Origin of the sequence: Sphingobacterium sp. UBA7253 (genome assembly GCF_002472745.1) — a bacterium.
GTDB lineage: Bacteria > Bacteroidota > Bacteroidia > Sphingobacteriales > Sphingobacteriaceae > Sphingobacterium > Sphingobacterium siyangense.
In genome coordinates this window covers 41067-52797 of record NZ_DKSP01000077.1, presented here as the reverse complement: position 1 = coordinate 52797, position 11731 = coordinate 41067, and the positions used below count along the sequence as shown (strand labels likewise).

Genomic DNA, 11731 nt, shown 5'->3' with positions numbered 1-11731 from the left:
ACCTCTTCTTTTTATAGTGTATTCTTATCCCCAATATTCTCCAACATGCCGGATTTATATCCCCATTAATCTTGCTAAACTACACCTCTGTCAACCTCTTGAAACATCAGCTCTCATAGCATAAAGCTTCACAAAGGGTCCACTCCTGCTCGAAAATGACCACCTTTTATCAGGTTCGCCTATCCTCAAGCTAGATAAATGCCTGCCCATTTACTTTCTTCGAACTGAAAACCTACAACAGATGATTTACCTTTCCCGTCCTTCCCCTTTTTTACAGCAGTAATTTATAAAGGTACATCATCTGCAATAAGAAAAACATCGTATCATTCATTTTTCAACCTGATTATCGTCACTCTTTTGTCGTGATTTTAGCAATAGTTTTACAGCAAACAAAATACCCTTAATGATATGAAAAAGCTACTTTTAATTGCACTGACACTCACTCTAGGCGCACTAAGTTTACAGGCACAAACAATCCCTAATCAACGCTGGCAAATGAGACTCAGAGGTGTGACAGTCATGCCAAACGAATCGGCCAATATTAATACTATAGGCGGAGACGTCGACATCAATACAAAATTTATTCCTGAACTGGACTTCACTTATTTCTTCACAAAAAACATTGCGGCGGAATTGATTCTTGGGACTACAAAACATAAAGTTAATACAACCGGCTCAAATTTAACTGCCATTGGTGGCAGTTCATCCAGCAATGTCGATCTTGGCAGTGTATGGCTCCTTCCTCCGACACTGACAGCTCAGTATCATTTCTTCCCCGATGGTGCCATTAAACCTTATGTAGGTGCAGGAATAAATTATACAATATTCTATAGCGTCAACGCGGGACAAACGGTAAAAAATGTAAAATACGATAATGCTTTCGGTTTTGCGACTCAGCTGGGAATTGATTTTAAGCTATCTGAAAAATATTTCGTGAATTTGGATGCGAAGTATATTCTTTTAAAAACAGATGTCAATGTTGATGCATCAAATCTTGCACCTAACTTATCCATACCGGCAAAAGTTGACATCAATCCCTTCCTGCTCGGCTTTGGCGTCGGCATGAAATTCTAATCATTTGGCTCATTCCCTATCCTATATGTATCGAGGCCTCTTCCAATATTTTAGAAGAGGCCTCATCTGGTTTTTTTACCTCAAGTATAGCAGTCAATTTGCCGTTTAGGCAGACTGCATAAATTTGGTTCAGTATGTCATCAAAATTATTATACTCCGTACCAATTTTGATATTGCTGTCTCAAGCGCTCAACACGTGCCAGTCGCTTGGTATCTTTTGCTTCCAATAAAATAGCCTTGTACCGGTCCACCGAGTCCAAACCGGTCTGAATATCATTCCACTCGAAGCTCAGGTTTTTCTTATCCGACACCAACTGATGTAGATACTCCATATTTTCAGCAACATAATCAAGGTTTCGGTCCATCATCCTGTTGGCTAGCTGAGGTTGTCCCGAACGATATAGACTGTCGATAATATCGGCATAATTGATGGCATCCGACATCGCATATACGCGATCGGGTAATTGATCGTATGCTTTTTTCGCTACTTCCCCAGCTTGTTTGACCTGACCATTGGCCAAGAGCATCCGGGCGGCTTTTCCAAATATATCACGAGCGTACATACTTGTAAAGCGAAACGAATCGGTATCTAAATACTGTGCATTTTTAACATTGCCCCACTGATATGTATGCATAATATTGTTATATAATGCTTCCATGTTAACTAGCCCGGCCTGCTCATTTCGTTTTCCTGTCGACTGATCTGTAGCAGCGACAGGCATCAATCGGGAAGTAAAGCCCTCATTGACCAGGTATTTATCCAAGCCCAATTTAATGTCACTTGGCAACATGTTCGAAAAATATATCGGTCTGTCCCAATGGTTATTTTCAAGCACCGATAACAGGGTTAAATCCGCCCTGGTCAGATGATCATTCGGAATTTCCCATTCCATTGCAGAAACAATAGCACTCTGAAAATAAGCCGGAACCGCATTTTTCTTAACCACCTCCTCTTTATCAACGCGCAATTGGACTTTCTTGGAAGGGAAATAGTTTTCCATATCACCTGAATTCAGCTGAACTTTATACTCCGGATCATCCGATGTGACAAACTGCAATAATTGCTGTATATCCACCGCATTATCAAGCTGTCTATCCACAAAAGGGATATAATCACGAACGCCTTTTTTTGTCTTTTCAGCTGGGATCGTCACGGGAAGACCTGCCGCTTGATACGTCGGTTGCTTCGCCTGCTGCATATACCAATCGCCAGTCAGATAACTTAATACCACAACCCGAACATCCGGACGTACTCCTTCCACTTCTTGCAAATACCATACAGGAAATGTATCATGATCTCCATAGGTAAATAGAATAGCATTTGGAGCGCAGGATTCTAAATAATTACGTGCCATATCCCTTGCCAGCGATTTTTCAGAACGATTATGATCATCCCAATTTTGATGGGCCAAAATAATGGGACCGCCCAATAAAGCGAAAGAAATACCTGTCGCTAATGCATACCGTGTTTGTACAAAACGATTGAGAAACCGAACAAATGCTATTGCTCCCAGTCCGATCCAGATCGCAAACGCATAAAAAGATCCTACGTAAGCATAATCTCGTTCCCGAGGTTGCATAGGAGTTTGGTTGAGATAAACAACGATCGCTATTCCCGTAAACACAAAAAGTAAGGTCAAGACCAAGGTATAAGGTTTATTGTTTCGATACAACCAGATCGCTCCGGCTATTCCCAGTAGCAATGGAAGGAAAAAATAGGTATTCCGGCTCGGGTCATGCTCCTGTGATTGGGATATTTTATCTTGCCCTCCCAAACGCCAATTATCCAATGGTTTAATCCCCGACAACCAGTTGCCGTCACTATAGGTCCCATACCCTTGCCTGTCATTCTGCCTACCGACAAAATTCCACAAGAAATATCGGGTATACATATCACCCAGTTGAAAATTAAAAAAGAACTTAAAATTATCCGAGAACTGTGGCTGCTGCCCCTCCTTCAAATTGAGGTAACTCCTATAATAAGCCTGATGGGCTCCATCTTGACTATATATGCGGGGAAAGAAAGTTTCCTTATCAAACGTATACTTATCGACCTGACTAAAAGGAATATACCCTGATTCATCTTTGCGATAACCGGTTTTACTCTCGACACCAACGACTTGTGAATCATAATTGGGTCCTTTGAGTAAAGGTTCCCGGATATATTGCTCCCGGCTCAGATAACCCAAAAAAGAAAACACATTGTCCGGCGCATTATTGTTTAACGACGGATTGGCTTTTCCACGGATTAAAACCATGGTATAGGAGCTATAACCAAATAGAATAAAACAAAAGACCAGCAGCCCGGTGTGCAGTGTGTATTGCCGCTTTTTATAAGAATAATATAGCCCATAAATGAGGAAGCACCCCAACAACAGACAAAAGAAGAAGATACCTGAGCCAAAGGCTAAACCTAATGAATTTACAAATAAGAGGTCTACCTTAGCTGCGAGACCGACCAACCATTGAATAATTCCCCACAAAACAGCCCCCAAGATCAGCACTCCTACCAAGAAAGCTTTTATTGTACCTTTCGCATTAACCTGTCCTGCTCTTCTGAAATAGACAACCATCGCTATAGCCGGAATTGCCAACAGATTTAATAGGTGCACTCCGATCGAAAGGCCCATAACAAAAGCAATAAACACCAGCCAACGATCGCTACCTTCCTCATCTGCACGGACTTCCCACTTTAAAATTGCCCAAAAAACAATCGCAGTACACAATGAAGACATCGCATATACCTCGGATTCAACAGCCGAATACCAGAATGAATCACTGAAGCAGAAAGCCATTGCACCAACTAAGCCCGCAGCAAAAATTTGGAAATAATTCGATAATTGAACTTTCTCTTGCCTGTTGAGTATCTTTTTGGCAATTGCTGTTATTGTCCAGAATAAAAATGTAACAGTAAGCCCACTGCAGATTGCGGATCCAATATTCATCCAATAGGCGATTTTACCTGCATTACCCAAAGCCAGGTTGGAAAATATATTCTGAATAAGAAGAAATAATGGTGCTCCCGGTTGGTGTGCCACTTCCAGCTTGTAGGCACAGGCAATAAATTCACCACAATCCCACCAGCTTACCGTCTTTTCAACGGTGGAGATATATACACATGTAGCAATTAGTCCGCAAGCAAAGCCGAGTAGAGAATTTAATCTAGTGTACGTCATAAGGTCAATTTGGTCTATTGTTAAAATCTTTTTTAGCACTTTAAGTTAAAAAGTTATCCTGACTCCAATAAGTTAATTAACACTATTTAACACAAGTATCTGACTATAAACAGGCTATTAAACCAAACAGGCTATTAAACCCTAAATATAGAGATCGACCTAAACCACACTATCAAAATTCTGGACATATTTTAGGCTTTCACAACGAATACTACCATAAAAAAAGGGAGCTTATGCGCTCCCTTTTCGTTTTATTTTTATGAGTTAGGCTAGTTTTTCAACAATCTTCTTTGTTGGACCAGGATTACTCATCGTATAGAAATGTAATACCGGAGCGCCAAATTTAATCAGCTCCTGACATTGTTGCACCAACCACTCTTCACCTACTTGTCTAACGTCGGCATTCGTTTTACATGCTGAAACAGCATCGCTCAGTTCCTCCGGAATATCTAAATGAAATATCCTTGGTAGGGTAACCAACTGTTTTTTCGTTGTCAGTGGTTTCAATCCTGGAATAATAGGCACATGGATTCCATTGTCCCTACATTTTGTTACAAACTCCTTATATTTTTCAACATTAAAGAACATCTGAGTCACAATAAACTCTGCTCCCATATCGACTTTTTGTTTCAGGTATTTAAAATCAGTATTGAAATTTGGCGATTCAAAATGCTTTTCGGGATAACCCGCTACACCGATGCAAAAATCAGTCTTTTCCGATGTGATAATGTCTTCATGCAGATACTTTCCTTTATTCATATCAGTTACCTGTTCCAGTAGGTCTGTTGCAAAGGCATGTCCACCATCGGTCGGTATAAAATCGGCATCGCCCTTACGTGCATCGCCCCGCAATACCAAGACGTTATCTATCCCCAGGAAGTTCAAATCGATCAATGCATTTTCAGTTTCCTCTTTTGTAAAACCACCACATATCAAATGGGGCACCGCATCTACTTTATATTTATTCATGATTGCAGCACATATCGCCACTGTCCCAGGACGTTTACGATAGGAAACGCGTTCCAGTAATCCACTCGCATGCTCTTTATAGATATAATCTTCCCGATGGTAGGTTACGTCGATAAAAGGAGGTTTAAACTCCATCAGTTCATCCATGGTTTTAAAAATACTTTGGATGCCCTGCCCTTTCGCCGGTGGCAATAGCTCAAAAGAAAACAATGTTTTTCCTTTGGCATTCTGGATATGATCGATAATCTTCATTAAAAAACTGTTTTTAGTTTGGTTGGCTTACATCGAAACGCACACGTCGAGGAATCGTTTATCTACATGTAACTTATCTTTCCCACATGGAGTAGGGTAGAATTTAGCACCTTGAACAATACAGGTTGCTAAGGCTTCAACGGGTCTAGTCCCTCGGCCTTTCTCTATAAGCGTTGCTAATATCGTTTTAAAAAATCAAAAGACAAAAATATTTTTTCGAAAAAGCAAAAATAGCGGCAAAAAGATTGCAATAAATACGGCTTCAGGTTTATTCCCAGGCAACAACAGGAATTTAGGCTCCACCAAATATAAAAGACTCTAAAAAAAGATAAAATTAACGATCGCGGATCATCGACAGCGAAGAGATTGACTACGTCACAACAGGATCGGCTAAAGATTCGTTGCTAGGGAATTCCGTAGATTTTTGAGATAAAATGTAATCAGTAAGAGTCCCGTAACATGGTACTCCTCTTTCGATCCATATTTAAAACCATCAAATAAATATTTGTAGGCGATTAATGCATTTTTTTCGTTGTAAAATAACTCTTTCCAAGAATCGGGAACATCTGCCCATGCCTTGAGCACAATGCCATTCTCAGCATAAATAATGGGTGATTCAACACCATCCATTCGATAATCGTGATGTGTGCCTGAACTTGATATGTGCTGGAAATAAGCGATAGAATAATCTACAAAATTCAATGCCCTGGCTTTTATCTCCATTTCACTTTCTGATTTTACAGGGGCATTTCGCCATAGATTCACTTGGCTATCAAATTTGCTCGGGGTCTCCCGGATAGGGGTTTTATCTAACGCAAAGTTGATATAAAGTTTTTCACTTGTGGGCACACGTGCTGAGCTAAACTGTGAAAAATCACCTCTCAGCTGAACAAAATCGTTTTTTACCTTAACAATATCCAAAGCGAGACTACCCTTTTTCTCATCGGTCAATTCTAATCGATCGCCGTCGAATCTATACTTACCGAAGAGTAGGATATCATCGATCGCCATGACAAATTTGTCTTTATCATGGAGGGAGAGAAAGGACCGGTATATCGTAGGGTCATTACCATAGACATCTGCCTCCACATTTTGGGGTGATTCTCTTTTTACTTTATGATACTCCTCATTTGAATAGCCCAATATCATTTGGTAATTGCCTTCAGGAAAGTCCTTTTTCTTCCCAAAGAAAGCACAAGAAGACAACGAGAATAGGAATAGCAGCAGTAATAACGGTTTCAAAATAAATCAATAATTATGGCCAGTAATAATATACAGACCAAGATAAGAAATTACTGCAATAATTCGTGTACCGCTATTTATTTGAATAAGCTTGGGGATATGCTTATTCTTTATAAAGATCCACCAAGCCTTCTGGCAATTCAACTTCAATGATCTCCTCTTCGCCATCGATTCCTAAGATCAAATCATCGGACAATGGGAACATCAGTTCTTTGCCATCCATATTTACCGAAGCGACAAATTGTTGTGGAAATTCCTGAACATCTGTTATTTGCCCCAATTCACCATGGTTTTCATCAATCACTAAAAAACCGATTAAATCAGTATATCTAAAATCATCTGGATCGCGCTCGGGCATCTTATCATTGGAAAGATATAGCTTTTTACGTACAAGTACTTGAGCCTTATCGATATGATCCACATCCTCAAATGTCACATACGCTGTACTATTTTTTTGAAATTTAATGGTATCAACAAAATAAGGAACAAGTTTTTTGTTCACTTCCACAAAGACAACATCGATATTCAAACTCTCGTATTCCTCGAATTCAAAAAATAGTTGTACTTCTCCTTTAAGACCTCTTGTTTTACTGATGTAACCGATGTAAAAGCTTTGATCAATAGTCATATATTTCGTATTTAGCGATTAGCTGTGAGACATGATTTGGCAAACGATTAGCCTATTGGCTGTTTCAAAAAAAGCCGGCTCAAGATTGAGTCGGCTTTCTCGAATACTTTATGAAAGAATTAACCTTCAGTTTCTTCTGATGCAGGAGCTTCAGTCTCTTCAGCAGCAGTTTCTTCCGCTACAGGAGCATTTTTAGCAGCTACAGCAGCAGCTTTTTCTTCTTTTTTCTTAGCTTCAGCCACTAAAGCAGCTTTTTTAGCTTCAGCTTTAGTTTGTGCTAAACCATCTTTTTTACCAGAGATTCTTGCATCATTAGCTTCAGTCCAAGCTGTAAATTTAGCTTCAGCAGCAGCTTCATCAAAAGCACCTTTTTTCACACCACCTTGCAAGTGTTTTTTGTAAAGAACACCTTTGTAAGAAAGGATAGCGCGAGCAGTGTCAGTTGGTTGAGCACCTTTATTCATCCAATCCAAAGCTTTTTCAAAATCCAAAACGATAGTTGCTGGATTTGTGTTTGGGTTGTAAGAACCAATACGTTCGATGAATTTACCGTCACGTGGAGCGCGAGAATCCGCTACGACTACGTGGTAAAAAGGACGTCCTTTTTTACCGTGTCTTTGCAATCTGATTTTAGTTGCCATTTTTTAATTTTATTTTATGTATTCAACATATCCCCCGAGCTTCATACTAGAGGGGATGCAAAGATAGTTATTTTTTTCTAATCATCATTATAATTTAATAAAACTTCACTGAAAACGACAGGGTTAGCTCTTTCAACAAGCTCTTTCAACCGTAATACCTGCCCCTTAGACCTTCATCTTTTCTTGCTTCCATACGGAAGCTACAACAAACTTTTCAAAAATCAAGACAAAAAACAGTTCCTTCCTTCAAAAGGACATCTTTACCAAATCGGTAAGCAGGATGAACCGTTTGGGTACAGTACCTTCGAAATAGTCATCGACATTTTTGCCAATTCACTTTTTACTTTCTACCTTCATTCTATGAAATCTGTTGCGCCATTAAAAATACTAAAAGCTTCGGCCGGTTCGGGAAAAACCTTTAGCTTGACTTTACACTATCTCACACTCCTACTCTCCAACGAGAATAGCTATAAGGAGATTTTGGCGGTGACATTCACCAATAAAGCAACCGCCGAGATGAAGGAACGTATCCTCTCGGTACTCCATGGCTTGGCAACAGGCAATCGGAGTCCTAAAATTGAAGATTTCAGAAAGCTTTTACTCCAGCAGCAGCCAGACTGGAATCCGCATCTGGTACAGGAGAAAGCTTTTCGGGTGTATCGACGTATCCTACATGACTACAGTCATTTTACCATAAGTACAATTGATGGTTTTTCCCAAAAAGTCATTCGTGCATTTACGTATGAACTCAATCTTGATGCTGCTTATAAGATTGAAATGAATGTCAATAAAGTGAAAAATGACCTGACAGTCATGCTTAATCAATTGCTGGATGAACGACCCGACCTACTGGATTGGATTATCGCTTATGCGGAAAAGAAAATAGCAAAAAATGAAAATTGGAACTACCGCCAACAACTAATGGGTTTGGCAAGTCTTATTTTCTCTGAAAATTTTCAGGAATTTGATGGCTACATCAATTCTGCCAATCCAAAGGAGGTTTTTAATCTCCTCAATCAGGAAGTTGAACAGAAGATAAACTCCTTCACGGAAGCGCTCTCCATGACAATTGAAGCCTTTAGTGAAACATTCAGGAATTTTAATATCTCCGAAAGTGACCTTAAAGGTAAATCGCGCAATAAAATAATCTCCGCTAGCAAAACCAATAAAAAAACGGAAAAGCTGAGCGCTTCCGAAATTGCCAAGGTACTGGAAAAGTATCTCCAGTTGATCGACAATGAAGATGCTTTTACAGATAGTGACAAAAATATACGGCATGATCTTATCGCCGCACTCAGCCCCATTCTGGCATCGTTCCAAAAGCTACACGATAATCTATCGGCTTACATTGCTTATCAAGCGGTACAAAGTAATCTCTATTACCTACGCCTGCTCAAGGAAATGAGCGACTTACTGACGCAATGGCGGCGGGATAATGGTGCTCAATTAATTTCCGACTCGCAGATTTTATTAAACAAACTCGGACTTGATGAAAATAGCGATCCAACATTTATCTGGGAGAAGATCGGCAATCGTTTTAACTACTTTTTGTTTGACGAATTTCAGGATACCTCGCGTATTCAGTGGAAAAATTATAGTCCACTACTGATCAATGCATTGGCAGATGCCAAAGGCACAATCAGCGAACACCTGATCGTTGGGGACGTCAAACAGAGTATTTATCGCTGGCGAAATGGGGATTGGCGCATACTCCTGCAACAGGTAGAACAACAGGTTGGTCATACTTTTCACTTAGACGAGGATAGCAGAACCACCTTTATCGAAAACGGAAGCCTTGACACCAATTTTAGAAGTCTTCCAAATATCATCCATTTAAACAATTACCTCTTTAGCAGTATTCCCCAGCATCTGCAACAGGTACTGAATGAAAAAGTATTCGAAAGCCTTGATGAAGAAGGTAAACAGTGGTGGATTTCTACTGGCAATGACACGATGCTGGTCAAAGCTTATGAAAACAGCCAACAGGAAATACCTGAACATAAAAAAGGGAAACTTGAGCAATTAGGATCTATCGAAATCTCTTACATTCCTGTCTCTGATGGACGCTACAGAAGAAATCAGGTTATTGAAGAATCGCTACTCCAACTATGTCAGAAAATAGGCGACTGGCTCGGTAGTGGACGATATCAGGCGCAGCAGATCGGTATCCTGGTACGGAGTAATGTGCAGGCTAAATTGGTCATCCAAAAGCTCATGGACTTCAAAAAAGAGCAGCAGCTTACATTTGAAGTGATATCTGGTGATGCATTATCCTTAGCAAGCAATGATGCTGTACTATTGTTGATCGAAACGTTGAAGGCTTTAGTCTATAATTCGGACAAACATACCATCCATAAAGCAAAGATGGGCTATCTATACCAGCATATTCAAAATAAGACAATCGATCAGAATGCATGGTTAAAATTTGCCGGCAATGACATCCGCGCACTTAAAGATTATCTCCCTGAGGCGCTGATTGACTCCTGGGAAATGGCGCAGAAACAGCCTTTAGTTCATTTAATTGAAAAACTCATTGAAATCTACGGTTTCACCACCACAGACAATATCCACCTCCCTTACCTCCTAGCGTTCAAAGATATGATCTCAGCTTTCTCCACCAATGGCGAACGTGGCATTATACAGTTCCTGGAGTTTTGGGAAGAAGATGGCAACCGGGCGGTGCTCCCTTCCAACGGAGAAATTAATGCGATCGAGGTAACAACAATCCACAAATCAAAAGGTCTAGCCTATGACGTTGTGATGATTCCATTCTGTTCATGGGATCTCGATGGCATGATCAATGGCGATTTTTGGATAGAGACTTCGGATACTCCTTTTGCCCAATTGGGAAAAATTCCAATAAAATATACATCTACAGTCGGCAAATCTGTATTTTTCAAGCAATATTTTGAAGAAATGCTGTTCAACTACATGGATGCCCTCAACACATTCTATGTAGCAACAACACGTGCTGTTGAACACCTCTATATTACGGCACCTTCCTTTAAAGAATCTGTTGACAAAAAAACAGGTGAAATTACAGGATATGATATTAAAGACGAATATATCAGCGATGTGCTCTATCAAGTCTTAGATAGCCCGATAGCTCCGTTTGCACTGGAAGAAAAAGGTGTATACATCGATCAAACGATCGAACAAAAAAAACATCAGGCTCAAAAAGACAATATTATTTCCCTTCGCCATTACCCCATTTCCAAAGAATTAGAAATGGCCTTAGAGAAATCCAGTACACGTAACATCAATGATATTATGATGCTCGAGAAAGCCGCGCAGTACGGCATATTGGCCCACGATATTATGGCTCAAATTTCAAAGGAAGAAGACATCCATAAACTGGTACGCCAACTGATCCAGGAAGGAATCCTTTCCAAAGAGGAAGAGCCTTTTCTCATGCAGGAGATCAATCAGATCTGGAAGCACCCCCTAATCAATAAATGGCTCACCGGAAACTATAAAATCTGGAATGAAGCAAGCATTATTACCGCCAAGGGTGAGACCATTCGTCCAGATAAAGTCTTCACCTCCGTGGAAGAAACAATCGTTCTGGATTTTAAATTCACACAGACAGACTATATCGGGCACAAGTACCAAGTCGACAACTATAAAAAGAATTTGGAGAACCTTGGCTATAACAACGTTAAAGCCTATCTCTATTATGCGAAATCAAATCAATTAACTGAAGTAAAATAATAGCACGATGCAGACAGCCTTTCTAAAATTAGTAGCAG

The 11731-nt window shown here is 40.0% G+C and carries 7 protein-coding genes and 1 riboswitch; of the genes, 2 read left to right on the top strand and 5 right to left on the bottom strand.

Annotated elements, in window-relative coordinates; all coding sequences use genetic code 11:
• Positions 1–408 precede the first annotated feature (408 nt).
• Positions 409–1074: an OmpW/AlkL family protein gene (locus tag B2X72_RS07715; protein WP_088163182.1), complete on the top strand. Its 666-nt coding sequence runs from the start codon at positions 409–411 to the stop codon at positions 1072–1074.
• 149 nt (positions 1075–1223) lie between these two features.
• On the opposite strand, the gene B2X72_RS07710 is transcribed toward B2X72_RS07715, so the two are convergent.
• From B2X72_RS07710 to B2X72_RS07690, 5 genes are all read right to left on the bottom strand, one after another.
• Positions 1224–4250 carry a DUF2723 domain-containing protein gene (locus B2X72_RS07710; protein ID WP_286848912.1) on the bottom strand — a complete coding sequence of 1009 codons (3027 nt, stop codon included), beginning with the start codon at positions 4248–4250 and terminating at the stop codon, positions 1224–1226.
• Positions 4251–4514: 264 nt separating this feature from the next.
• Positions 4515–5471, bottom strand: a complete 957-nt coding sequence (gene metF / locus B2X72_RS07705) for a methylenetetrahydrofolate reductase [NAD(P)H] (RefSeq protein WP_088163184.1) — start codon at positions 5469–5471, stop codon at positions 4515–4517.
• Positions 5472–5541: 70 nt separating this feature from the next.
• Positions 5542–5644: riboswitch (SAM riboswitch) on the bottom strand.
• Between the two features lie 217 nt (positions 5645–5861).
• Positions 5862–6713, bottom strand: a complete 852-nt coding sequence (locus tag B2X72_RS07700; RefSeq protein WP_157698588.1) for a hypothetical protein — start codon at positions 6711–6713, stop codon at positions 5862–5864.
• Between the two features lie 103 nt (positions 6714–6816).
• Entirely contained in the window at positions 6817–7341 is a 525-nt protein-coding gene (rimM, locus tag B2X72_RS07695; protein ID WP_075994448.1) for a ribosome maturation factor RimM, read from the bottom strand.
• Positions 7342–7460: 119 nt separating this feature from the next.
• Positions 7461–7982 (bottom strand): 30S ribosomal protein S16, encoded by a 522-nt coding sequence (locus B2X72_RS07690; protein ID WP_075994449.1) that lies wholly within the window; start codon positions 7980–7982, stop codon positions 7461–7463.
• A 360-nt stretch (positions 7983–8342) separates the two neighbouring features.
• On the opposite strand from B2X72_RS07690, the gene B2X72_RS07685 reads away from it, so the two are divergent.
• Positions 8343–11693, top strand: a complete 3351-nt coding sequence (locus tag B2X72_RS07685) for a UvrD-helicase domain-containing protein (RefSeq protein ID WP_286848908.1) — start codon at positions 8343–8345, stop codon at positions 11691–11693.
• The last annotated feature ends 38 nt before the right edge of the window (positions 11694–11731 follow it).

What these genes read in the sequence shown, in the direction of transcription:
- B2X72_RS07715 (WP_088163182.1), top strand. Translation starts at nt 409, where the DNA reads ATGAAAAAGCTACTTTTAATTGCACTGACACTCACTCTAGGCGCACTA.
- B2X72_RS07710 (WP_286848912.1), bottom strand. Translation starts at nt 4,250, where the DNA reads ATGACGTACACTAGATTAAATTCTCTACTCGGCTTTGCTTGCGGACTA.
- metF (WP_088163184.1), bottom strand. Translation starts at nt 5,471, where the DNA reads ATGAAGATTATCGATCATATCCAGAATGCCAAAGGAAAAACATTGTTT.
- rimM (WP_075994448.1), bottom strand. Translation starts at nt 7,341, where the DNA reads ATGACTATTGATCAAAGCTTTTACATCGGTTACATCAGTAAAACAAGA.
- B2X72_RS07690 (WP_075994449.1), bottom strand. Translation starts at nt 7,982, where the DNA reads ATGGCAACTAAAATCAGATTGCAAAGACACGGTAAAAAAGGACGTCCT.
- B2X72_RS07685 (WP_286848908.1), top strand. Translation starts at nt 8,343, where the DNA reads ATGAAATCTGTTGCGCCATTAAAAATACTAAAAGCTTCGGCCGGTTCG.